Source organism: Spirulina subsalsa CS-330, from assembly GCF_028330765.1.
Taxonomy (GTDB): domain Bacteria; phylum Cyanobacteriota; class Cyanobacteriia; order Cyanobacteriales; family Spirulinaceae; genus Spirulina; species Spirulina subsalsa_A.
The window spans coordinates 1-23,045 of the sequence record NZ_JAQMTY010000258.1 but is presented as its reverse complement, the minus strand read 5'-3'; the positions used below and the strand labels follow the sequence as shown (position 1 = coordinate 23,045).

The 23,045-nt window shown below is 55.2% G+C and carries 21 protein-coding genes and 1 other RNA gene; 9 read left to right on the top strand and 13 right to left on the bottom strand.

Annotated features, from left to right (window positions below):
- Nucleotides 1-136 precede the first annotated feature (136 nt).
- From PN477_RS17860 to PN477_RS17835, 7 genes are read right to left on the bottom strand one after another with little or no spacing between them, the layout of a single operon-like run.
- A complete protein-coding gene (locus PN477_RS17860) occupies nucleotides 137-793 on the bottom strand; it encodes a molybdenum cofactor guanylyltransferase (protein WP_272121053.1) in 657 nt (218 codons plus the stop codon).
- Nucleotides 793-903 carry a delta-aminolevulinic acid dehydratase gene (locus tag PN477_RS20955; RefSeq protein ID WP_139276568.1) on the bottom strand — a complete coding sequence of 37 codons (111 nt, stop codon included), beginning with the start codon at nucleotides 901-903 and terminating at the stop codon, nucleotides 793-795. Before PN477_RS20955 ends, PN477_RS17860 begins: the two co-directional genes overlap by 1 nt.
- Nucleotides 904-948: 45 nt before the next feature.
- Nucleotides 949-1,335 carry a hypothetical protein gene (locus PN477_RS17855; RefSeq protein WP_272121051.1) on the bottom strand — a complete coding sequence of 129 codons (387 nt, stop codon included), beginning with the start codon at nucleotides 1,333-1,335 and terminating at the stop codon, nucleotides 949-951.
- A gap of 7 nt (nucleotides 1,336-1,342) precedes the next feature.
- Nucleotides 1,343-1,723 carry a hypothetical protein gene (locus tag PN477_RS17850; RefSeq protein ID WP_272121049.1) on the bottom strand — a complete coding sequence of 127 codons (381 nt, stop codon included), beginning with the start codon at nucleotides 1,721-1,723 and terminating at the stop codon, nucleotides 1,343-1,345.
- Between the two features lie 5 nt (nucleotides 1,724-1,728).
- Entirely contained in the window at nucleotides 1,729-2,691 is a 963-nt protein-coding gene (secF, locus tag PN477_RS17845; protein WP_272121047.1) for a protein translocase subunit SecF, read from the bottom strand.
- A 52-nt stretch (nucleotides 2,692-2,743) separates the two neighbouring features.
- On the bottom strand, nucleotides 2,744-4,156 hold the full coding sequence (gene secD, locus PN477_RS17840) for a protein translocase subunit SecD (RefSeq protein WP_272121045.1): 1,413 nt from the start codon (nucleotides 4,154-4,156) through the stop codon (nucleotides 2,744-2,746).
- Nucleotides 4,157-4,162: 6 nt separating this feature from the next.
- Complete coding sequence (locus PN477_RS17835) at nucleotides 4,163-5,152, bottom strand: alpha-ketoacid dehydrogenase subunit beta (protein ID WP_272121042.1); 990 nt, start codon at nucleotides 5,150-5,152, stop codon at nucleotides 4,163-4,165.
- Nucleotides 5,153-5,311: 159 nt separating this feature from the next.
- Between PN477_RS17835 and PN477_RS17830 the strand changes: the two genes are divergently transcribed.
- Complete coding sequence (locus PN477_RS17830; protein ID WP_272121040.1) at nucleotides 5,312-6,748, top strand: circularly permuted type 2 ATP-grasp protein; 1,437 nt, start codon at nucleotides 5,312-5,314, stop codon at nucleotides 6,746-6,748.
- Nucleotides 6,749-6,937: 189 nt separating this feature from the next.
- Entirely contained in the window at nucleotides 6,938-8,527 is a 1,590-nt protein-coding gene (locus PN477_RS17825) for a S8 family serine peptidase (protein WP_272121038.1), read from the top strand.
- On the opposite strand, the gene PN477_RS17820 is transcribed toward PN477_RS17825, so the two are convergent.
- A complete protein-coding gene (locus PN477_RS17820; RefSeq protein WP_272121036.1) occupies nucleotides 8,482-9,627 on the bottom strand; it encodes a DegT/DnrJ/EryC1/StrS family aminotransferase in 1,146 nt (381 codons plus the stop codon). The two genes, PN477_RS17825 and PN477_RS17820, sit on opposite strands and share 46 nt — an antisense overlap.
- A 73-nt stretch (nucleotides 9,628-9,700) precedes the next feature.
- Here PN477_RS17820 and PN477_RS17815 point away from each other — a divergent pair, with 73 nt between their 5' ends.
- The 3 genes from PN477_RS17815 to ureE all read left to right on the top strand — a co-directional run bounded on the left by PN477_RS17815 (nucleotide 9,701) and on the right by ureE (nucleotide 11,725).
- Nucleotides 9,701-10,489, top strand: coding sequence for an ABC transporter permease (locus tag PN477_RS17815; RefSeq protein ID WP_272121034.1), 789 nt, complete (start codon nucleotides 9,701-9,703; stop codon nucleotides 10,487-10,489).
- Between the two features lie 321 nt (nucleotides 10,490-10,810).
- Nucleotides 10,811-11,257 carry a DUF4168 domain-containing protein gene (locus PN477_RS17810; protein ID WP_272121031.1) on the top strand — a complete coding sequence of 149 codons (447 nt, stop codon included), beginning with the start codon at nucleotides 10,811-10,813 and terminating at the stop codon, nucleotides 11,255-11,257.
- Nucleotides 11,258-11,269: 12 nt separating this feature from the next.
- Complete coding sequence (ureE, locus tag PN477_RS17805) at nucleotides 11,270-11,725, top strand: urease accessory protein UreE (protein WP_272121029.1); 456 nt, start codon at nucleotides 11,270-11,272, stop codon at nucleotides 11,723-11,725.
- Between the two features lie 299 nt (nucleotides 11,726-12,024).
- Here the strand turns inward: ureE and ffs are convergent.
- From ffs to PN477_RS17785, 4 genes are all read right to left on the bottom strand, one after another.
- Nucleotides 12,025-12,121, bottom strand: an RNA gene (ffs, locus tag PN477_RS17800) — signal recognition particle sRNA small type.
- Nucleotides 12,122-12,151: 30 nt separating this feature from the next.
- On the bottom strand, nucleotides 12,152-12,847 hold the full coding sequence (gene psb29, locus PN477_RS17795; RefSeq protein WP_272121028.1) for a photosystem II biogenesis protein Psp29: 696 nt from the start codon (nucleotides 12,845-12,847) through the stop codon (nucleotides 12,152-12,154).
- Between the two features lie 710 nt (nucleotides 12,848-13,557).
- Nucleotides 13,558-13,713, bottom strand: coding sequence for a hypothetical protein (locus tag PN477_RS17790; RefSeq protein WP_175551021.1), 156 nt, complete (start codon nucleotides 13,711-13,713; stop codon nucleotides 13,558-13,560).
- Between the two features lie 207 nt (nucleotides 13,714-13,920).
- The gene (locus tag PN477_RS17785) at nucleotides 13,921-15,354 is read right to left on the bottom strand and encodes a pyridoxal phosphate-dependent decarboxylase family protein (RefSeq protein WP_272147514.1); all 1,434 of its coding nucleotides are present in this window, start codon (nucleotides 15,352-15,354) and stop codon (nucleotides 13,921-13,923) included.
- Between the two features lie 115 nt (nucleotides 15,355-15,469).
- Between PN477_RS17785 and PN477_RS17780 the strand changes: the two genes are divergently transcribed.
- Nucleotides 15,470-16,033, top strand: a complete 564-nt coding sequence (locus PN477_RS17780) for a TerD family protein (RefSeq protein ID WP_272121025.1) — start codon at nucleotides 15,470-15,472, stop codon at nucleotides 16,031-16,033.
- Nucleotides 16,034-16,408: 375 nt separating this feature from the next.
- Here PN477_RS17780 and PN477_RS17775 read toward each other — a convergent pair whose 3' ends face one another.
- Nucleotides 16,409-18,106: a potassium channel family protein gene (locus PN477_RS17775; protein WP_272121023.1), complete on the bottom strand. Its 1,698-nt coding sequence runs from the start codon at nucleotides 18,104-18,106 to the stop codon at nucleotides 16,409-16,411.
- Between the two features lie 223 nt (nucleotides 18,107-18,329).
- Between PN477_RS17775 and bioU the strand changes: the two genes are divergently transcribed.
- From bioU to PN477_RS17760, 3 genes are all read left to right on the top strand, one after another.
- A complete protein-coding gene (gene bioU, locus PN477_RS17770; protein WP_272121021.1) occupies nucleotides 18,330-19,307 on the top strand; it encodes a (S)-8-amino-7-oxononanoate synthase BioU in 978 nt (325 codons plus the stop codon).
- Between the two features lie 129 nt (nucleotides 19,308-19,436).
- Nucleotides 19,437-21,500 (top strand): PAS domain-containing protein, encoded by a 2,064-nt coding sequence (locus PN477_RS17765; protein WP_272121019.1) that lies wholly within the window; start codon nucleotides 19,437-19,439, stop codon nucleotides 21,498-21,500.
- A gap of 400 nt (nucleotides 21,501-21,900) precedes the next feature.
- Complete coding sequence (locus PN477_RS17760; protein ID WP_272121017.1) at nucleotides 21,901-22,836, top strand: LysR family transcriptional regulator; 936 nt, start codon at nucleotides 21,901-21,903, stop codon at nucleotides 22,834-22,836.
- Nucleotides 22,837-23,045 lie beyond the last annotated feature (209 nt).

The window sequence follows — 23,045 nt, the reverse complement described above, 5'->3', positions numbered from 1 at the left end:
GCGGCTAATTACTCAACGATTCGCAATTTCTTAATCACTGCGGCTCGCCGGATAGGGCTGAAATCCATTGCCAATGCGAAGCGATTTTTTGCCAATCGGCTGGAGGAGGTTTTACTCTCACTACAATGAATCAGCCCTACTCCCTAGGGGGGATAATCAATGCATCTCGTTTGAATCTCTGCCGATGTGAGTCGGGGGAGATTTTGAGATCTTGGGGGGTGTTGCAGTTGTGAAAACTGGCGCGATCGCCCTTCGCAATGGGCAAGGGCTGGACGGGAATGGGAGCGAGCAACCCCTGAAGCGATCGCCCCCCTTGGGCAAGATAGGCCTGTAGGGTTGGGCCGATCGTGCCGCGATAGAAACCGCAGAGGGGTTCCCAGCCTGCGGTGTCTGCATGGTACGGAATTGCGGCGAGGATGTCAGGCGGTAGGGGGGGGAGTTGATCCGCCCAAGTTTGTAAGAGGGTCGGGTTTAGGCAGGGGAGATCGCAGGCGGTGACGAGGAGCCAAGGCGGTGGCGGTGTGAGTTGAGCGATCGCATTCCCCAAGGCCACAGCGGGCCCTTGGCCCGGTTGGGGTTCCGGTAAAAAGATACAGGTTGAGGGCAAGAGGTCAGCATACCGCTCCGGCCAAGGGGTGAGGCAATAGACCGGGGCGGCCAGGGGGGAGATGCGATCGTATACCTGTCGCAGGAGGGGAACGCCGCGCCACTGTTGCCGGGCTTTGTCGGTTCCCATCCGGGTGCTTTGACCCCCGGCTAAAATCAAGGCGGCGAGGTGAGGGGAGGGCTGCATTAATCCATCCGTGAGGCGAACCAGAACGCCAAAATCACCGTGCAGAGGAAAAGAACGGTGCAGATCAGATCCACCCAGGTATGCCACGTTTCAGAATGAATCAGGGTCATGGAACAAGGGATAACGTTGCGTTTATTTTAGCGGCATTGAAAACGTTAAAGCGAGGATTCTAGGGCGGCAAAGGTGGTCGCCAACACCTGGCGCACCTTCTCATCCAGGCGGTTCCATTCCACTTCTCCCGCTGCATCCAAAAGTTGCAGGTCAAGGTCTACTTCTGGGTCTGCATCGATGCTGTGGGGCGCGGGATAGTTCAAACAACAGACTTGAAAACACAAGTCCCACAGATTCAAAACATGGGTGCGATCGCCCTGCTGAAGTCGCAATTGAAAGCCCGGTAACGGTTCTTCCACATCTTCGTATTCCCCCTCCCAGGGTGATTCGTCCACCCGTTGGCGGAGTTGATCCACAACGCGAATGAAGGTGGGTTGCATCAGGGTTTGGGCTTGCTCCCACGCTTGGCGGGTTTTGAATTTAGGTTTCATGGCTAGATTAGGGCGGGGTCTGATGAATCCAGCGCCAGAGGGGATGCTGTTGGCCTTGGCGCTCAATGGCGGCCAGTTTTTTTGAAAGGCGTTGACGTTCGCGCTGGGGTAAACCAAAGAGAATATTACGACTTTGCCAGACGAGGACACTGGCGGTGATGGCGACACAAAAACTGAGGGCGATCGCACTCCAGGGATAGAAGATCAAGCCATAGCGCAGTCCTGCCCAGGTAAAGTAATCCTGCAACAGGGCCAATTGTTCCCGCATTCCCCACAGGGCCAGGGGAGCAAGCACCGCCCACGACACTACCACCACGCCCCAACGCCCGTACACCGTGAGGCGATGGAGACGCTGGAGGCGTTGTTCTTGGTCAGGGGACAGGGCCATGGGATTCACGCTTCATCGGAGAGTGAGGCGGCGATCGGCTCATCGTCGGCGGGGATTTCCTGGCGCTCACGCCACCAAGCGAGGAGGGTGCTGGCGATGAAAATACTCGAATAGACCCCAGCAAGGAAGCCGACGATCAACGCAAAGGCGAAATATTGCAGCGTCTGACCGCCGAAGAGAAAAATCGCCACGAGGGGCAAAATCGTCGTCAAACTGGTGTTAATCGAACGGGTCAGGGTTTGATTGACCGCTTGATCCACCACCACATCAATGGAGGTTCCGGGTTCGCTGGCCTCATCAATTTCGCGGATGCGATCGTAGATCACCACCGTATCATTGACGGAAAACCCAATAATCGTGAGCAGGGCAACCAAAAACAAGCTGTCGATCTCGTTGCCGGTGGTGAACCCCAGAAACGCAAACACCCCCGCTGTGATCAGGACATCGTGAAACAGGGCAACGATCGCAAATACAGCATAGTCAAACCGGAACCGAAAACTGAGGTAGACAACAATCCCAAAAAAGGATGCTAACAAGGCCCGCACCCCGGCGGTGAGCAGTTCAGCCCCCACCGTGGGCCCCACCGTATCCACTTGAATCGTGCTCAGATCAAAGGCCCCGATCGCGCTCGTGAGGCGGTTGATCACATTCGTGCGGTCATTAACCGAGAGGGTATTACTCCGAATCGAGAGGGTGTAGTCTTCTACGACTTGGATGGCGCTATTTTCCAGGCCAAGAGGTGCGATCGCCTCCCGCACCGTGGACACATCAATGGGGTCCGCACAGGTTTCGGTGGTCGCGCAGTCTAGGGTCAGTTGGATGCGGGTTCCCCCGACAAAATCGAGACCGGGACGAATGGGGGAGCCAAATTGTTGAAACGAGATTGCCATGGCAACCAGGCTGAGGGCGATCACACCCAAGGAAATCCCCCACCAGAGTCGCCGCTGCTTAATAATATTCAGTCGCATTGCTTTTTCTACAGAACCCGATAATCAATTCCTCGATCCCGATCCCAGCCTTTTAATTGACGGGATTCGTGGGTAAGTTGGGGCAAAAGAGTTCCGGCTGTTGTCGCACCCCCGGCACGCCCAGCACCACCAACAACAGCAGCGTGCGGCTACAGGTCAGCGCCGTAAACATACTCACCCCCACCCCGATCGCCAAAGTGAGCGCAAACCCCTTCACCAACCCCGAACCCAACCAAAACAACGCCCCACAGGCAATCAGGGTCGTCACATTACTGTCTAGGATGCTCGAAAACGCCCGATAAAACCCCGATTCCACGGAACGATAGAGGGTTTTCCCCGATCGCAGTTCCTCCCGCGTTCGTTCAAAGATCAAGACATTGGCATCCACCGCCATCCCAATACTGAGGATAAACCCAGCAATCCCCGGCAGCGTCAGGGTCACGCCAATCAAGGCGTAGCAAGCCAGGGTCAAAATGGTATAAATCACCAGCGACACATCGGCCAACGCCCCCGGCAATCGGTAATATACCACCATAAAAATCAACACCAACACCAGACCGGAAATCCCCGCGATCAGGCTCCGATTCACACTGTCGCGCCCCAAGGTTGCGCCAATGGTGCGATTTTCCACCAGTTCAATGGGGAAAGGTAACGCCCCGCCGCGCAGTTGAATCGCGAGGTTGGTGGCGCTTTCCAGGTCAAAACTGCCGCTAATCGAGGCGCGTCCTCCGGTGATCCCGGTTTCGGCATATTGAGCATCAACGCGGGGAGAACTGATCAGCACATTATCGAGGAAGATCCCCAAACCGCGACCGGTTCCGGCCACGGCTTTGGTCAGGTCGGCGAACATTTGGCCGCCCCGTTCATTGAAGGTAATTTCCACTTGCCATTGATCGCCACCGGTATTGAGGGGAGCGGCAACGGCGTTGGTGAGATATTCCCCCGTGAAGTCGCTGTCTTCAAAAAGGTCAGCGATCGCTGCATTGGCCTGGGCTAAATCTTGCCGCGCTTGGGCAATGTCTGCGGGGGTGGCTTCGGGATCACTGCTCAAGGTGTCGAGGGTTCCTTGGGCGATGGCTTGGAGTTGGGATTCCACCTGTACCTGTCCCTCGGTGCCGGGTTTTTGGGCCCGGAATTCCAGTTGCGCCGTCTCACCTAACACCTGTTCGGCCTGCTCAGTGCTGCTCACCCCCGGCAACTGCACGACAATTTTATCGGGGTTCACCGTTTGGATCAGCGGTTCGGAGACTCCTAACCCATTCACTCGGTTTTCGATCACCGTTTTGGCATCGGTGAGGTTTTCTGGGGTGATTGCGGTGATCGCTTCGGTGGGCTGCACTTGGAGGGTGAGACGAGCACCGCCTTTGAGGTCTAGCCCTTGGTTAATCGGGAGGATGACCAAGATGGCGATCGCTGCCAACACGAGGCCCATAATCGTGGCAAAGGTGAGACTTTGTTTCTGCATCAGAGACTAAACCTGCAATGTCATCAGATTTTTCACCGCTTCGACGATTTGCGGCGGTTGAATAATCGTAAGGTGTTCGAGCATACCGTTATAGGGGGTGGGAATGTCCTGGGAGGACAACCGCATGACGGGGGCATCGAGTTCATCAAAAAGCTGTTCGTTGATCAGCGCACTGAGTTCAGCGGCAATCCCACCGGTCTTCATACATTCTTCAACGATGATCACCTTATGGGTTTTGCGCACGGAAGCTGCGATCGCTTCCATATCAAAGGGCTTTAACGAAATCAGATCAATGATTTCCGGGTCATACCCAAGGCCGTCTTTTTCAATTAACTTCATCGCTTGGATACAGTGGTGACGCATCCGCGAATAGGTGAGGATCGTCACATCACTACCCGGCCGCACCAATTCCGCCTTGTCCAGCGCACAAATATATTCATGATCCGGTAACTGCTCTTTCAGGTTATAGAGCAACACATGCTCAAAAAAGAGCACCGGGTTTTCATCCCGAATCGCCGCCTTCAGCAAGCCCTTGGCATTGTAAGGGGTGGAACAGGCCACAATTTTCAGCCCCGGCACGGCATGGAAATAGGCCTCAAGGCGTTGGGAATGTTCCGCGCCCAATTGTCGCCCGACCCCGCCCGGCCCCCGGATCACCACCGGAATTTTAAAGTTACCGCCGGAGGTGTAGCGTAGCATCCCGGCGTTGTTGGCGATTTGGTTGAAGGCGAGCAGGAGGAACCCCATGTTCATCCCCTCAATGATGGGACGCAGGCCAGTCATCGCCGCACCCACTGCCATTCCACTAAAGCTATTTTCTGCGATCGGGGTGTCCAGCACCCGGAGTTCGCCATATTTTTCGTACAGACCTTTCGTGACTTTATACGACCCACCGTACTGTCCCACGTCCTCACCGAGTACGAACACGGTTTCATCCCGCGCCATTTCTTCGTCGGTTGCTTCCCGTAACGCATTAAAAAACAGTGTTTCGGCCATGCCCTAACCCTTAACCTAGACAGCAAATGCAATCCTATCATTTTATTGGGCGTGGGAACGGCAATCAAATCCCTGTAGCCTGGGCTACAAAAATCTGGGTGGCTTTCCCTAAAGCTAAAAGGGCATTGGGTTTTTGACCCTCCCTACCGTTTTGTGACTATGGACCAGTACGATCCCCAAGCTGACCGGTTTTACGATGAATTGTTTGAAGCATCCGGAACGCCGCGCCCTTCGGCGGCTCCCCTGATTGATTGGATGCAAAAACTCAGTCCCCAAGAACTTGAACAACATCAAAAAACGGCTCAGATTGCCTTGTTTAAGCTGGGGGTCACGTTCAATGTTTACAGCGATAATCAGGGCGTGGAGCGGGTGTTTCCCTTTGATATTATTCCCCGGATCATTGCGGCTCAAGATTGGCAATGGCTCGCCCAGGGCTTGCAGCAACGGATCAGGGCGTTGAATCTGTTTCTGGCGGATATTTACGGGGAGCAACGGATTCTCCAGGATGGCACTGTACCCCGCGAGGTTGTGGAGTCGGCTCCTGGTTTTCTCAAGCCCTGTGTGGGGTTAAAGCCGCCCCAGGATATTTGGTGTCATATTACGGGGACGGATTTGGTGCGCGATCGCGATGGCCAATGGTACGTCCTTGAAGATAATTTGCGCGTCCCTTCTGGGGTGTCCTACGTGCTGGAAAATCGGCGGGTGATGAAGAGTACGTTCCCGAATATTTTCCAAACCATGGCGATCCAACCCGTGGATGATTACCCCAGCCATTTGTTAGAAACGCTGCTGAATCTCGCGCCGCCGCAATTGCAAACCCCCACCGTTGTGGTGCTGACACCGGGGATCTATAACTCGGCCTATTATGAGCATTCCTTCCTCGCCCAACAGATGGGGGTGGAGTTGGTAGAAGGGCGCGATCTTGTGGTGGTGGATGGCTATTTACAAATGCGCACGACGAAAGGACTACGCCGCATTGATGTGATCTATCGCCGCTTGGATGATGAGTTTATCGACCCGCAAACGTTCCGCGCTGATTCGATGCTGGGTGTGCCGGGGTTGATGGAGGTGTACCGCGAAGGGCGGGTGGCGTTGGCCAATGCGCCGGGTACAGGGGTGGCGGATGATAAGGTGGTCTATGCCTATGTGCCGGCGATGATTCGCTATTACCTCAACGAGGAGCCGCTGCTGTCCAATGTGCCGACCTATCTCTGCTGGCGGGAGAGCGATCGCGCCTATGTCCTCGATCATTTAGCAGAATTGGTGGTGAAGGCGGCCAACGAGGCGGGCGGCTACGGGATGCTGGTGGGAACCCAATCCACCGCCGAAGAACGGGCGGAATTCGCCGAGAAAATCAAAGCCAACCCCCGCAACTACATCGCCCAGCCCACCCTCTGCCTCTCCCGCGTCCCGACGTTGATCGACAACAGTATCGAAGGTCGTCATGTGGATCTGCGCCCCTATATTCTCCATCGCGGCGATGATATTCATGTGCATCCCGGCGGCTTAACCCGTGTGGCCTTGAAAAAAGGATCGCTGGTGGTGAATTCGTCCCAAGGGGGCGGCAGTAAAGATACCTGGGTGCTGACGAATTGAGCGATCGCTGATCACCCAAAGGGCGAGTCTAGAGCGGGGATGAGTGAGCCAGAGGCTCCCACGCCCGGTGTTGACTGGGTTTTGCTGATCTGCGAAAGTGGGCCCTTCGGCCACCGTGTAAATATCCCCGTTAAAATAGGCCGTCAAACCCTTCAACCCTCAAGCTCGGCCCAACGTTTAAACCCCAATATGATCAAACAGTCTTTGCCTTGGCTGCTCGGCAGCCTCTTCACCGTTGGTTTGGCGCTCCCCACCGCTGCCCTGGATGAATCGACGGGCGATCGCGGCATTGATGTCCGTCGTCTCCATGCCGCTCCCTACAACCTGATCGGGCGCAAAATTGGCATTGGCCAAGTGGAAATTGGCCGACCGATTCAGTTTGGTCGCGACAAACGCGCATCAGAACTGCGTTTCCTGGATGTGGCAGGGGTGTTTTACCGGGATACCGTTGCGGCGGCCAATGCCCATGTAGATGCCCATGCCACCATGGTCGCTACGGTGATGGTGAGCCAGGATAAACGCCTGCGGGGGGTGGCTCCAGGGGCGCAACTCTATGCCTCTGCGGTGGGGTCATCCGCTCGCGATGGTCAGACGCGGCAATGTCTCGCGGCGCAACATGTGGCCCGGCAGAACAACGATGATGTGCGGGCGATTAACTTCAGCTTTGGCGAACCCCTCGATCGCGACCCCCGCGAGAATCCCGTGCTCGATGGCCAAGCCTTGCTGACCCGCTGTATTGATTGGTCGGCACGAGTCCATAACACACTCTACGTGGTGGCAGGCAATCAGGGATCGGGGGGAATTGCGATCCCGACGGATCATTTTAATGGGGTGACGGTGGCCTCTTCGGGACAATTTGACGGACTATTTCGGAAACTGGATTTTTCTAATTTGAGTGCATTACCGGAAGGGATTGGGCGCACCTTGATCCGGCGGGAAATTAATGCGGATTTGCGCCGCTCGATTAGCTTGGTGGCTCCCGGTAGTCGGATTGCGATGTATGACGAGGCGGGGGATGTGCGTCCGGTGTCGGGGACGAGTTTTGCGGCTCCCCATGTGGTGGGGACGGTGGCGGTGTTGCAGGAGTATGGCGATCGCGAACTCAATGCCGGGCGGTTTAGTCTGGATGTGCGTCGCAGTGAAGTGATGAAAGCGGTGTTACTCAACGCCGCCGATAAAGTCCAAGATCCAGGGGATGGGTCGTACCTAGGGCAAACGCGCACGGTCTTGGGTAAAAATCATCAAAGCTGGTTTGGCGGCGATGCGGCCAATGATCCCGCTGTGCCCCTGGATATTCAACTGGGGGCGGGTCAACTCAATGCCTTTCGCGCCTATCAACAACTCAGCGGCGGCCAGTGGCAACCGGGGCCAGTGCCGGCGCGGGGCTGGAACTATGGCCAAGTGGAGGCGAATAACCCTCAGGATTATCTGCTCACCGAGACCCTACCCGCTGGGAAATACGCCGCCGTTACCCTCACTTGGAATCGCCATGTGGAGCTTAACGACAGTAATGGTAATGAGGTGTTTGATAGTGGTGAATCGTTTAGCGATCGCGGTTTAAATAATCTCGATCTTTACCTGTTACCCGCTGAAAGTGATGATCTGGCCGATAGTGTCTGCTCGTCGGTGAGTGCCATTGACAGCGTTGAACACCTCTTTTGTGCCATTCCCCGCAGCGGTCAGTATAAAATCCGCGTCGTCCATCGCACCGCTGTGAATAATCCCGTCCAACCCTACGGCATCGCCTGGTGGACGGCAAACGCAGCGTTAAGCCCATAGGCAATCTGGTCTTGCTCCTCGGCGGTGAGTTCCGGGAACATGGGCAGGGACAAGACTTCTAGGGCGGCTCGTTCGGCCTGGGGAAGGTCTCCCGGCTGATAGCCCAAGGATTCATACACGGGTTGTAAATGGAGCGGACGAGGGTAGTAGATCATCGAACTGATGCCCCGTTCTTGGAGGGCGGCCCGGACGCGATCGCGCTCAGCCCCCGTTCCATCTGCACTTTTAATCCGCACCGTGTATTGATTCCACACCGTTTGCCCTCCGGCCGGGATGGTGGGACAAACGAGATCGGGCAAGGTGGGCAGGATCTCCGCGTAGCGTTGCGCGACGCGATCGCGCCCCTGATTCCACTGATCCAAATACCGCAGCTTAATCGTCAAGATCGCCGCCTGAAGTGCATCAAGGCGACTATTCACCCCCGTTTTGGTGTGGATGTAGCGTTCGGATTGGCCATGTTCGCGCAGTTGCAAAAACAGTTGCGACAGTTCCGGATCATTGGTAGCGATCGCCCCCCCATCGCCACAGGCCCCTAGATTCTTCGTCGGAAAAAAACTAAAACAGCCCACATGGCCAATGCTGCCCACCTTCTGCCCCTGCCATTGCGCCCCCGTGGCTTGGGCACAGTCTTCAATCACCGGGATACCGTGGGCTTGGGCGATCGCCATCACCGCCGTCATCTCCACGGGGCAACCGAACAAATGCACCGGCATAATCGCTTTCGTGCGCGGGGTAATCGCGGCGGCGATCTTGTCCGGGTCGAGGTTAAACGAATCGGGCTGAATATCGACAAATACCGGCGTGGCCCCGACGACGGAAATCACTTCCGCCGTGGCAATGAACGTAAAGGGCGTGGTAATCACCTCATCACCGGGGCCAATGTTGAGGGCGCGGAGGGCAAGATAGAGGGCATCGGTGCCGGAGTTGCAGCCCACCGCCTGCTGGGTTCCGATATAGTGGGCAAAGTCAGTTTCAAAGGCAGCGACAGTGGCCCCGCCAATATAGCGACCGGAACGCAGGACTTCCATCACGGCTTGACCGACTTCAGCGTCTAAAGTTTGGTATTGCCGGGTTAGGTCTAACGGGGGAATTGTATTCACGCGCTTAATGCCATCAAAATTTTTAACTGATCTAATCAGATTATTCTAATTTTGTCATGGAGTTGATGCACGCATGATGCCGGTAATTCCCCTCGACTTCCTCGATTTGGCCTTGGCCTTGGCCTTGATGGGGGGGGCGATCGCACTCTCCCTCTGGCAACGGTTGGACTTAAGCCAAAATCTCCTCATCGCCACGGGTCGGGCCATCTTGCAACTCATGGCCGCCGGGGCGATCTTGGATCTCGTCTTCGCCCTCAATCAACCCTGGAGCGTCGTGGCGATCGCCCTCGCCATGCTCACCATTGCCGCCATCACCGCCCATAACCAAATTGACACCCCCGGCTTCAACCTCCTGCCCACCCTCTGGCTTAGTCTCTTCGCCAGCACCGCCCTCACCCTCAGCTACGCCCTGATCGTGATCATTCAACCCCCCACCTGGTACAGTCCCCAGTATTTTATTCCCTTGGCGGGGATGGTCTTGGGCAATGCCATGAACGCCGCCACGATCGCCGGGGAACGACTCCTCACCATGGTGCGCCGTAACCCCGTGGAAATCCTCACCCACCTCAGCTTAGGGGCGACTCCCCAGCAAGCGATCGCCACCTATCGCCGCGATGCGATCCGCGCCAGTCTCCTCCCCCTGATCAACCGCATGACCGTTGTTGGTCTCGTCACCCTACCAGGCATGTTCACCGGCCAAGTCCTCGGCGGCTCCCCCCCCCTCGAAGCCGCGTCCTATCAACTCCTGATCCTGTTCATGGTGGCCTGCGCCGAAGCCATGGCCGCGATCGCCATCACCCTCGGCATGAGCCGCCACCTCTTCAATGCCCAGTCCCAACTCATCCTCCTCGATCCCCATTAATCTCCGCCCCCTGCTCACCCAGTATGCTGAGCGATCGACTCTATAGCGATCCTCAATCAATCGGAGATCTGATCTCCTCATCAACAAGGGGCTTAAGCCCCTTGCCTGTTCATGAATCAAATAGGATTGCTATATATCATGAAGAATGATCAACATAAACCTGATCAAGTCTTAAGGTTTTACCCGATTAGTACCCCAGTTGGAACTTTAGTTTTTAAAATAGTTCATAGGAGGTGTAAGACTTTCTCGCACTACCATTCATTTCAACTGTGACAATTGGCGATTATGGTTCGTATATTGACGACTTTCCCTTGGGTTTCAATGCGCAACCTTGCGCTTATCAGCCTCTTAGCAACGGCTAGCACGGTGATGGGCATCACACCGAATATCACCGCAAGTCCATCCCACATTTTGACCACGGCAGCCTATGCCCAAAATCCCCCCAACTCCGATGAGGTTGCCAAATATGCTAAGGCAGTTCTGGCCATGGAACCCCATCGACGCGCCGCTGCCCAGGAAATTCGCAATGCAGGCGGCAATCCTAATATTGTTTGCTCATCGGTTTTCAGTGGCTTACCGGGCGGCAACATTGCCCAAGAATATTGCAGCCGAGCCGCCCGCATTGTGGAAAGCTATGGCTTAACCAACCGGCGATTTAACGAGATCACGCGCTTGGCGCAAGGCAATGCCCAAGTGCGCGGCCAAATTCGCTCTCAAATGGAGCAGTTGTGCCGTCAACCGGAATTTAGTGATGCTTGCCGCCGTTAAGGACGCTGATTCATGGCTGAACCTCGATCGCTTAAACTGATCCGGCGGTTACCCCATTGCCCGCCTCATCAAGGGCCAACCCAAATTTTGCCCCTGACAGCGGGCGATCGCACCCGCACCCGCCATCACTTCACAGTCGGCCCCATCACCCTCACCCTCGCCCTCCCACGGGGAACCGGACTCCAAGCCGGAGACTACCTCGAAGCCGAAAGCGGTGAGATTGTCCAGATCACAGCCCAGCCCGAACCCGTGTTGACGGTCACCGCTCCCGACCCCACCACATTGCTGCGGGCAGCCTATCACTTGGGCAATCGCCATGTCCCCCTTGAAGTGACCGCCGACCACCTCAGATTCAGCCCCGATCCTGTCCTCGCGCAAATGCTCGACCATCTAGGGGCGACGGTCACGGCAGAAACAGCCCCCTTTTATCCAGAGGCTGGCGCGTATCACAGCCACGATCACGCCTAAAAATGCCAGAGGTTCATGCAAAAACGAGTGTGAGCCTCTGGCTCTTGGTTGACTGACAACAGTTGATAGCCCTCACCCCCAACCCCTCTCCCAGAGGGCGAGGGGAGCCGATCCATTTTTCCAGTTCCCTCTCCCTAGGGAGAGGGCTAGGGTGAGGGCTTTCCGGGATCTGGCTAATTTTGTCAGTCAACCAGCTCTGGCTCACTGATACCCGATCCAGGATTCACCCATCTTCAGATCCGGACTCGGTTAAGGTTGCGGGATGAAGCAGAGCAACCGTGTTGAAAAATGACCATAAAAGCGGCCCGGAGTCTACGCCTACCATAAGCATCCCGTATTGCTGCTACCTTCCGGTCCTGACAAGATTTGGGCGTTACGATCGCATCGATCCGAGCCACTTTTCAGCATACCATATGAAGCCAGGCCTTAACTACCGGCGGTGTCCATCGGCTGGGTTTTTTCCAGCGATCGCTGTTGACGCTTCTTGCGATCGGCTTCCATCACATCATCAAGCACCTCACGGGCCTGCGCCAGTTTTTCGAGGTTACTTCGATACAGTTCAAGATCCTTCGAGAGCTTCTCAATGGGTAAATGTAGAGCTTCTCCCATTTCTTTCAACGTGCCGAAATCTGGCGAGACTTCACCCGTTTCGCTCGCCGCTTCCACAAGACTATAGAGGCCAATCCCAAAAAGGCGGCTATATTTGAACAATTGATTAAACGCGATCGCCTTCAACGTTTCATAAAGCAGTTGCGCCCCCTCTTGCGACGCTAACGCACTACTCCAATTGGCCAACTGCTCCACCGTGACGGGGCTGCAATTGGCGCGTAACTGTTCAGCATCGTGGCGAAACTGCTGGGGATCACGCCCCACTGAGCGACAAAGTGCTTGAAAAATAGATTCTTTATCCTGCTCAGGCTGATAACCGGCCATAAAGCGTTCATAGGCCGTCACGACCCCCAGCGCAAAAATAGGGTCGTAGTTGAAATTCACATTCACCGACAGCAAATGCATCTCGACCATCAATTCCTCGATCACCCGTCGATAGATCGAGTTGATAGGACGAGTATGGTAAGTATAAAAATCTCGTTTTGTATCCGAAACAGTACGAACAGTATCCACAGAGCCAACTTTAAGATGAGACGGTGGTTCTATTGTCGCACACGGTCTTCTGTTTTTGTTGAGCCGCAGACCAGGGACTGATGCCGATCAATAGAATCGATAACGAGCCTTTGGGTTTCTCCAAGATACCTACCGCCCTTCCCTTGATAGCCCAGCACCGGATCACCGGCACGCAGTCGGGAATGACATAGGCTTAGGGGACTGAATTGAGGTCGGGCAATCCGTCGCGGCGGTTTTCCTGAATTTTCCTGGGCAGCCAACCAAAAAAAATTCTCGGCCAATTTTTTGGCCGAGAATGATTCATCAGGGTGCATCTACCACTTCACCCTTTCCCTCGTCCGACTTCTGATCCGGAGACTTTTCTAAAAACCTGCTGCACCATTGCCACACAACACCCCCACAGGACAATGAAGACGCTTGCATTTTCGATGGAATGAATACCGTTAAACCCAATGAAGGGGAGCCATGATGACTCCCCTTCGCATATAGCAATCCTATTTGATTCATGAACAGGCAAGGGGCTTAAGCCCCTTGTTGATGAGGAGATCTGATCTCCGCTTGATTGAGGATCGCTATAGTTGAATCGCAATAGTCACAACACCGCTAAAATCAGGCTTTATTGTTGGGTTAGGCGGCTACACTATCGGCTATCACTGCAATTTAGCAAGCCGCCTCAACCCACCGATTCAGGTGTGTTGCCAGACTAGAGTTTAATAATCAGCTTTGACGGCCTTCCGGCGTAAATCACCCGTGAAGGGTTGAACCCCGATTTCTGGATAATCTTGATCCGTAGGCATAAAGATACGCCCGATCGCTTCCGTCAAAAATTGACCCATTTCGTTCAGCATTTTCGTGAGCTTCATCATAATGTCCTCCTAATTCAGAAAACTGATTACCAACTCGATCGCACATGAATTTCTATACATTTAGTATGAAATAAATGGGGTTTAATGGTGAGTGGAAGGGGTGGATCTGAAACTAAATGTTTCATTGGTTTGTAAATCTTCGCTATTGCTGAGTCCTGACGTTTTTAATGTGACGATTTGTGTGGAAGTGGCGGCTGGTGTCGCGGTTTAGCGGTGGGTTTCTGCAAAGTGATCGATGTGCTGGAAGAGGTCGAGAATGTGCGATCGCTCCGTGTAGGGATTCAATAACACCGCCTTGAGCCAAGCGGCTCCTTGGTAGTGGGGCAAGGAGAGGAAAAATCGCCCGGTTTGGAGCAGGGTGTGCTGAAGGGCCCGGTTCCAAGCGTCCCACGCGGTCGGGGCGAGCCAGTCCGGTGTGCCACGAAAACAGAGAATGTTCATCTCTGGGGGGCTGGCGAGGGTGAGGTAGGGGCGGGCGTGGATTTGGGCGGCGAATTCAGCGGTGCGGGGGTAGCTGTCGTTGATCAAGGCGGCGTAACCGGCGCGGCCGATGTGCTGAAGTGAGAGCCAGAGTTTCAAAATATCGGCGTGGCGAGTGCCTTGCACGGAGATTTCGCCGAGGTTGGGCCAGTCTTCGTCTTGGTGCATGTAGGGGGCGGCGATGCGGAATTGGGCGTGGGCGGTTTTGAGGTCACGAAAGAGAACCATGGCGCAGGTTTTGGCGACGTAGAGCCATTTTTGGGGGTTGAAGGTGACGGAATCGGCTTGTTCAATCCCAGCGAGGCGATCGCATTCCTGGGGCGAGAAGATCAACGCACCGCCATAGGCGGCATCCACATGAAACCAAAGCTGATGAGCACGGGCGATCGCCGCCAATTCCGGCAGGGGATCAATGTTGCCCGTCACCGTCGTCCCCGCGATCCCGACAATTGCGAAGGGGGTTTGACCGGCGGCCTGGGCGGCGGCGAGTTTGGCGGTGAGATCCTCAATCTGAACGTGGGCGCGATCGGTGGTGGCGAGGGGAATCACCGCCTCTGTGCCTAATCCCAGCAGCATCGCGGCTTTTTGGATTGAGGTGTGGGCCAGTTCGGAGGCGAAGAGGACGGGGCGATGGTTGCCGATGCCCTGGGTGACTGCCTGGGGAAAGGCACGGTTCCGAGCCACGGCCAGGGCGTGAAGATTGGCCAACGTGCCGCCACTGACGAGAACGCCCCCAGCGCGATCGCCCAGACCGAACATCTGGGCAATCTGGCGCAACACCAACGGCTCCAGCCGCGAAAACAGGGGGGACATTTCCACACTGAGGAGGTTGTTATTCAAGGCAGCGGCGATCGCATCGCCCACAATCGACACCGTGGTCGGCAGAGAATCCATGTGGCCGAAATAGCCCGGATGGGCGGCATTCATCGAGGCGGCGCAGAGGGTTTTTAGGGTGGGGAGCAGGTCGGCCAGGGGGATGGATTGGTCGGGAATTGGTGCGATCGCGTCCAGGTTCAAGGCGGCGGGCACGAGGTCGCGGTGATCGGCGGTGGTGGCTTGGTCGAGGAGCAATGCCAAGCCTTGGCGCAGGAGGGTTTCAACAGCGATCGCATTCGCACCGCTGGGATCAATAAACGCATCAGGGGGCAACACAGCAGCCATGGGGAGTTTAGAGCGATTGAGAGGAAATTCCATTGTGCCAGGTTGTGGCCCTGCTCCAGGGAACCAAAATCGGTTGATTAGAATGGGAAAGCACCATCATTTCGGAGTCCGTGTTATGACAATTAATCTGAGTAAAGGCCAGGGGATCAGCTTGGCGAAAGCTGCACCGGGCTTGAAAAGTGCCTGGGTGGGTCTGGGTTGGGATGTGAGCGCGAGTACAAGCGCCTTTGACCTGGATACCTCGGTCTTTCTGTTGGGGGCCAATGGCAAATTGGTGAGCGACCAGCATTTCATTTTCTATAACAATCTCAAATCCCCCGATGGGGCGGTGGAGCATTACGGCGACAACCGCACCGGCCAAGGCTCCGGCGATGATGAAACCATTGAGGTGAACCTCGCCCGCGTTGATGCAGCCATAGAAGAGATGATTTTTGTGGTGACGATTCATGAGGCCGTGCAGCGATCGCAAAACTTCGGCCAAGTCAAAAACGCCTTCATCCGGATCGCCGATGCCAACACCGAAGCCGAAGTCACCCGCTACGAACTCGACGAAGACTTTTCCACCGAAACCTCGCTCGAATTCGGTCGCCTCTACCGCCAAGATGGCAGTTGGCAATTCCAAGCCGTGGGCAAAGGCTACACCACCGATCTCGGCGGCTTCCTCGCGAAATATAACTAACCCAACCCCCTCCCCAGAGACTACTGCTTACATAGCACTAGCCAGGGCAGTTAGGACATTCAGAGACTCTGGAACAAGGGGCTTAAGCCCCTTGCCTGTCCTAACGAATTTGTCCATATACATAACCCAAGCAGCGGTTCCCCCCGTCGGGGATTGAAATCCCCGCCTCAGAGCGAAAACCCGTTCACACAGGTTCCACAGTGGGCATCAGCCCACTTTCGCTCTGAGCCAAGAACTGAAGTTCTTGGCGGGGCAGGGTTCGGCAGATTCATCCCCACCCATCTTGGGTTTGACCTGAACGGATTTCGGAGCAGTCCGTCGGGGATTGAAATCTACTGTCGTGCGAGCGTCTAGCTCGCTGCCCTAGGGTTGAGGTTAAACCTCACGCAGCAATACTTCTGGGGGTTGACTGCGCCAGAGTTGCTCTAGTCCCGTGGCGGGCATTGTCAGGTAGAGCACATCATTGGCTTGTAATGCGGTTTCGAGCAACATCCAGCCATGGATGTGGCGGCCTTGGGTTTCCACATAGAGGGGCACAAAATCCGCATCCCGCGCCGCATCCCGCACCAACCGACCACAAAAAGGATGTAACGGGGTGATCATCATGGCCAACGCCACCCACAGCAATTCATCCGTCATGCCATTGCCCAAAATTCGCCCACCGAGGGCCGCAGCGGCAAAGGATGGGGTGGCGAGTTCCGTGGGACAGAGCACCGTTTCAAACTCAAACACTTGCTGCACGGAGAGGGAAAACTGGGGGTCGTGGTTGCGGACGATGACGGGGAGTTTGGGGGTGGTTCCCTTGGCGCAGAGGGCGATTTCCACGTTGACCATGTCGCTGCTGGTGGCGGCGACGAGGGCGGCGGCGGTGGTAATGTTGGCGGCGTTGAGGGTGCTGGCGAGGCTGGCATCTTCGATGATCACCGGGATACCCATCGATCGCGCCGAATGGAGAAAGCGATTGTTGGGGTCATTTTCGAGCACGACCACTTCGTAGCCCTGATGGAGCAGTTGCTGCACAATCCGAAACCCCACACCGCCGAGGCCACAAACGATGTAGTGATGACGGTAGGGGACTTGGGCAGCGGCCCAAAATTGACGGAGTTGGCTGCCGAGGATGAAGTCATTAATCAGGGCGTAGCAAATGCCGATCACCCCTGCGCCGATGATCATCATGATCACGGTGAAGACTTTGATCACGTCGGGGGCTTGTTCTGCTACTTGTTCTTGACCGCCAGCACCGGTAATCATGCCGACGGAAAAGTAGAGGGCATCGACGGGGGAGGTGTTGAAGTTGACGCTGAGGTAGGTGGCGGTGGCGAGGACGATGGTGGCGAGGAGGGCGAGGGTGACGATCGCCACGGAACGACCGTAGTTTTTGAACTTGCGCAGACTGACGATCGCTTTAATGAATTTTTTGAAGCGCGATCGCCGCGAGGATCGGATCGTCGGTTGAGTGCCGATAATTAAGCGATCGCCCACTTGGAGGGTTTTCCCTTCGATCACCGCTGTCACAAGGTCGTAGTCTTCGCAGGCCGACAGATAGTAAATCAACATCCGGCTGCGGCTTTCCCACAGTTCACTGAGGCGACGGCCCAACCAGGGATGATCGCGGTCAATGATTTCTTCATGGATTGGCCAGGTTTGGTCATAGAGTTGCAACTGACCGATGGCCTTGCTGCCCAAGGCGGCGAAGGTGAAAATCGGTGCGGCCAGCTTCGCAACGCTCATACTGACATGGTTGCTGAGGGTCTGATCGAGGCGTTCCCCTAGGGTGTGGTTGAAAATGCGATTGATGATCCGGATTTTGGAATTAATCATCCGGGCCCGCGTCACGATTTCGAGATTCATCGCATCGTCGTTACTGGTGAGGACGAGGGTATGGGCAAAGCGTAAACCAGCGGCCATGAGGGTGCTGTTACTGCGGAGATCGCCTAGGATAATCTCGCCACTGCTTTCACCGGGGACGGGGCGATCGCTCACCCCCACCACTTCGGCCCCCTGTTGACGGAGAAGATGAAAAATCTGATAGCCGGTTCGCCCCAAGCCATAGACGATGATCTTTGGTTTCATTGCGAACATTCGCCACGAGGACGACACGATTTGTGCATGATCCAGGATAGTCTGCGCCTGCTCGTATTGTGACGAAACTTAAGGGAAGAAAGTGTATCTCAATACACTTAAGTGAGGCTGGGGTCGCCCGACAGCGTTTTGCTAAGACTAGTGATCAAAGTGGCCAGGAAGACAAGCGCAGAGGGGATAATAGGAGATCGGTTGTACAGCATAGGAGGCTGAAATGATTAAGGTTGGACTTTTAGGATTTGGCGGGCTGGGCCAAGCTGCCGCCCAACTACTCAACGCCAAGCAGGAAATGCGTCTGGTGGCCGTTGCCGATAAACAAGGCTACGCCTACGATCCGGCAGGATTAGCTGTGTCAGACTGTTGTGCGGTGTATCAAAACCAAGGCTCCGTTGGGTATCTGGAAGCGGGCGGTGTTTTGAGCCAGGCGAGTATTGCTGAACTGATCGCAGCGGCGGATGTGGATGGGTATTTTTTGGCGTTGCCGAATTTGCCGAATACCTTTATGGCGACGGTGGCGGAGCAGTTTTTAGCGGCGGGGTGGCGTGGCGTTTTAGTCGATGCTCTGAAGCGGACGAGTGCGATGGAGCAGTTGATTGCCATGGGCGATCGCTTCCAACAGGCCGGGATCACCTATTTAACTGGTTGCGGCGCAACCCCTGGACTCCTCACCGCTGCGGCGGTGGTGGCGGCCCAAAGTTACGCCGAGGTGCATCAGGTCAAAATCACCTTCGGCGTGGGGATTGCCAATTGGGAAGCGTATCGGGCGACGATCCGGGAAGATATTGCCCACATGCCCGGTTTTACGGTGGAAAAAGCCCAGGCGATGAGTGATGCTGATGTGGAAGCTCTCTTAGACCGAATGCATGGGGTGTTGTCGTTGGAAAATATGGAGCATGCCGACGATATTATGCTGGAGTTGGCGGGGATTTGCGATCGCGATCGCGTCACCGTCGGCGGCATCGTCGATACGCGCAACGCCAAAAAACCCCTCAGCACCAACGTCCAGATCACCGGCCGCACCTTTGAAGGGAAAATCTCCACCCACACCTTCACCCTCGGCGATGAAACCAGCATGGCCGCCAATGTCTGCGGCCCCGCCTTTGGGTATCTCAAAGCCGGAATAGACCTGAACCGACGCGGCATGACCGGGTTGTTAACCGCAGCGGATGTGATGCCCAAATTTGTGCGTTAAGGGGGTCTGATGGTAACCCCCTCTCCCCGCCCCTCAGCCTGGGGAGGGGCGCGATGATCCCACGGTTTACCCTGAACTGACCTGGGATCATTCCCACGCTAAACTGAAATAGACCTGCCCAGTTAACTAATGGCCCAGTCTGCTGCTTCGACTCCCCTTAGTCACCTCTGGATTGAACAATCCCCCACAGCGATCGCCATTTTTGATCGAAATCTTTGTTGTGTGGTCGCCAGTGAGCGGTGGCGCAAATTGTACGGCCTTGATTCCGATCAAGCGGTGCAGGGTGTCGCCTTCGCGCAATTAGTCCCCTCCCTCCCGGAGCATTGGACGGCGGTGCTGCAACGCAGTTTGAACGGCAGCCACGAGAGTAGTGATGGCGAAGTGGTGACCTTGGCGAGTGGGAAACGCGCCTGGGTACAGTGGGAGAGTTCCCCCTGGCGCGATGAAACGGGGGCGATCGCCGGAGTAATCTGGTGTGGGATGGCATTAACCCAGCAAAAACGGCGCGAACTCCGCCAACAGCAATATTATGAAAATCTCCGGATGATCCTCGATCATTCGGTGCAACTGATGGCGCTCCTGAGTCCCGATGGCCGGATTTTGGAGGTGAATAATACCACCCTCGTTTGGGCGCGACTACAACGGGAATCCTTGGTGGGGATGCTGTTTTGGGATGTGCCGTGGTGGGAGATGTCGGTGTCGATGCAGGCGAAGTTGAAGGGGGCGATCGCCAAGGCAGCTAATGGGGAATGGGTGCAGCGGGATATCACCGTCTATCGCGGGGATGAGGTGAAAACCCTGAGTTTTTCGATCACGCCGATCACCGATGAACGGGGGCAGGTGCTCTATTTACTGCCGGAAGGCCATGATGTGAGCGATCGCAAAGCTGTTGAGCAGGCCCTCGCCCAGAGTGAAGCCAACTGGCTTGCCGCCCAAAAAATCGCCCATGTGGGGAGTTGGGAATGGAATATTCTCACCGGTCGCGTCACCTGGAGTGACGAAATCTTTCGGATCTATGGCCTTCCCATCGAGCAAACCCCCCCCAGCTTTGACGAGCAAGCCCAACACATCCACCCCGACGATCGCCAACGTTTCTACACCACCCTCTACAACACCATCTATCGCGAAGATCCCTACAGCCTCGAATTTCGCATCCTCCGCCCCGACCAGAGCATCCGCTACATCTACGCCCAAGGCCAACCCCTGCGCACGGAAACCGGGGAAGTGTCCCACCTGGCGGGGGTGTTGATGGATATTAGCGATCGCAAGCACCCCGACGCGCCCCAGCCGCCCCAAGTCTCCCCCCTCGAACTCGAAAAACTCCAGCGCGAACTCCAACGCACCCAATCCCACCTGATCCAAAACGAAAAAATGTCGAGCTTAGGGCAACTGCTCGCCGGAGTCGCCCACGAAATCAACAACCCCGTCAACTTCATCTACGGCAATCTCCGGCACGCCGAAGACTACGTTAACGACATCCTCAATCTCCTGGCCCTCTACCAAAAAGGCTATCCCCAGCCCCACGCCGACATTGTTGAAGAAGCCGAAGCCATGGATCTAGAGTTTCTCGTTGATGATCTGCCGCAAATTTTTTCATCCATGCAAATGGGGGCCGATCGCATCAAAGAAATTGTCGCCTCGCTGCGGAATTTCTCCCGGACGGATGAAACCGAAGTGAAGTCAATGAACCTCCATGACGGCATTGAAAGCACCCTGATCATTTTGCAAAATCGCCTCAAGCCCCGTTCTGAATCCCCCGGCATCCAAATCATCAAACAATACAGCAACATCCCCCCGATCGATGGCTATCCAGGGCAATTTAATCAAGTGTTGATGAACATTCTCAGCAATGCGATCGATGCCCTCGAAGAACGGGATCAACATCGCACCTATGCAGAGATAGAAGCCGACCCTAGCATCATCAAAATCGCCACTGCCCTGCATCCTCCAAATTACGTCGAGCTGAGTTTGGCGGACAATGGCCCCGGCATTCCCACGGAGATTCAGTCCCGTTTATTTGATGAGTTTTTCACCACCAAACCGGTGGGCAAAGGTACGGGTTTAGGGTTGTCCATTAGTTATAAAATCATTACTGAAAGACACCACGGAGAATTAGTTTGCCAATCCACACCGGGTCAAGGGACAGAGTTCATCATCACGATTCCCATTCAGCATCCCTCCGATGGGGATTAGGGGATCTGTGGGGTTAGAGTTCAACGCCGAGACAATGATGGCCCTGGGGTGAAGGTGCGATCGCACCGTTTAAGTTCACAAATCACTGTGATAATTCTGCCTAATCTCCCTTGTTTGATCATAGATTTAATTCAATTTAATTTGAATTAACATAGTTTTTTGACTATATTTAAAAAGGCAGCAAAACGCCCAACCCGAAATTTCTCTGGGCTGTCTAGGGTCTGGATTGTCTGGATTGGGGTTTCTGGGTTAACACTGGCGTTGCTGTTGTCAGGCGAGGGATATCCCCTCTCACCAATGCCAAGGGATGGGCCATCAACCCTGTGTTTGCTGTTGATGTTTTTAGTGATTGATGTTCTAGCGATTGATGTTTTAGCGATCGCCGCAGGAGAAAACCTCTGTGATTCATGCCACCTTGCACCAGCTTAAAGTTTTTGAAACCACGGCCCGCCATGGCAGCTTTACCCGTGCAGCCGAGGAGTTGATGATTACCCAGCCCACGGTGTCGAGTCAGATTAAACAACTCACCACCGCCATCGGCTTACCCCTATTTGAACAAATTGGCAAACGCCTCTACCTCACCGATGCGGGACAAGAACTCTTAACCACCAGCCAAGATATCTTTGGCCGTCTGGATAATTTTGAAATGACGGTGGCCGATTTAAAAGGTAAAAAACAAGGTAAACTCCGCATCACAGCAATCACCACCGCCAAGTATTTTGTGCCTCGCCTCTTGGGGTCGTTTTGTCAGCTTCACCCGGATATTGATATTTCTCTTCAGGTGACGAACCATCACGATATGCAGCAGCGGATGCACGATAACCTGGATGACCTCTATATCCTCAGTCAACCGCCGGAGGGGATTGATCTCCACACTGCCCCGTTTTTAGAAAATCCCCTCGTGGTGGTGGCCAATGTGGATCATCCCTTGGCGCAGCGGCGAAAAATCCCGATCAAGGCCTTAAATGGGGAGCAGTTCATTATGCGAGAACAGGGGTCAGGAACGCGACAAGCGGTGCAGAAACTCTTTGCCAAATATCGAATTTCTGTGCCGGTGCGGTTGGAGTTGGGGAGTAATGAGGCAATCAAGCAGGCGATCGCCGGCAACCTCGGTATTTCTGTGCTGTCTTACCACAGTCTCACCGCCGAAGGAGGGATGCCCGAATTAACCGTGCTCAATGTTGCCCATTTCCCGATCCAGCGGCAGTGGTACGTGGCAAATCTGGCGACCAAACAGCTATCGGTGATCGCCGAAACCTTCCGGGACTATCTCCTCGAAGAAAGTCGCCCCTTTCAAACGCGCCTGAATGATTCCCTGCTTGCGATCGCCTCCTAAGAGGGTGCATCCCACTTTTGCAGATTCCCATGGCTCGCCAGGGAGCACCCTCATCCCCAGCCCTTCTCCCGCAGGAGAAAAGAGCCAAAAGCCCTCTCCTGAGGGCTACTGCTTATACATAACGTTCAAATGTTGGCCCCGTCTGCGTTTGATCCCCCTAAATCCCCCTTAAAAAGGGGGACTTTTTTTCGTTCCCCCCTTTTTAAGGG

Coding starts and splice junctions, on each gene's coding strand:
- PN477_RS17830 (WP_272121040.1), top strand. CDS start 5,312: ATGGACCAGTACGATCCCCAAGCTGACCGGTTTTACGATGAATTGTTT.
- PN477_RS17815 (WP_272121034.1), top strand. CDS start 9,701: ATGATGCCGGTAATTCCCCTCGACTTCCTCGATTTGGCCTTGGCCTTG.
- PN477_RS17810 (WP_272121031.1), top strand. CDS start 10,811: ATGCGCAACCTTGCGCTTATCAGCCTCTTAGCAACGGCTAGCACGGTG.
- PN477_RS17775 (WP_272121023.1), bottom strand. CDS start 18,106: ATGAAACCAAAGATCATCGTCTATGGCTTGGGGCGAACCGGCTATCAG.
- PN477_RS17835 (WP_272121042.1), bottom strand. CDS start 5,152: ATGGCCGAAACACTGTTTTTTAATGCGTTACGGGAAGCAACCGACGAA.
- PN477_RS17790 (WP_175551021.1), bottom strand. CDS start 13,713: ATGATGAAGCTCACGAAAATGCTGAACGAAATGGGTCAATTTTTGACG.
- PN477_RS17825 (WP_272121038.1), top strand. CDS start 6,938: ATGATCAAACAGTCTTTGCCTTGGCTGCTCGGCAGCCTCTTCACCGTT.
- PN477_RS17860 (WP_272121053.1), bottom strand. CDS start 793: ATGCAGCCCTCCCCTCACCTCGCCGCCTTGATTTTAGCCGGGGGTCAA.
- PN477_RS17855 (WP_272121051.1), bottom strand. CDS start 1,335: ATGAAACCTAAATTCAAAACCCGCCAAGCGTGGGAGCAAGCCCAAACC.
- PN477_RS17785 (WP_272147514.1), bottom strand. CDS start 15,354: ATGGCTGCTGTGTTGCCCCCTGATGCGTTTATTGATCCCAGCGGTGCG.
- PN477_RS17850 (WP_272121049.1), bottom strand. CDS start 1,723: ATGGCCCTGTCCCCTGACCAAGAACAACGCCTCCAGCGTCTCCATCGC.
- bioU (WP_272121021.1), top strand. CDS start 18,330: ATGATTAAGGTTGGACTTTTAGGATTTGGCGGGCTGGGCCAAGCTGCC.
- PN477_RS17780 (WP_272121025.1), top strand. CDS start 15,470: ATGACAATTAATCTGAGTAAAGGCCAGGGGATCAGCTTGGCGAAAGCT.
- secF (WP_272121047.1), bottom strand. CDS start 2,691: ATGCGACTGAATATTATTAAGCAGCGGCGACTCTGGTGGGGGATTTCC.
- secD (WP_272121045.1), bottom strand. CDS start 4,156: ATGCAGAAACAAAGTCTCACCTTTGCCACGATTATGGGCCTCGTGTTG.
- ureE (WP_272121029.1), top strand. CDS start 11,270: ATGGCTGAACCTCGATCGCTTAAACTGATCCGGCGGTTACCCCATTGC.
- PN477_RS17765 (WP_272121019.1), top strand. CDS start 19,437: ATGGCCCAGTCTGCTGCTTCGACTCCCCTTAGTCACCTCTGGATTGAA.
- PN477_RS20955 (WP_139276568.1), bottom strand. CDS start 903: ATGACCCTGATTCATTCTGAAACGTGGCATACCTGGGTGGATCTGATC.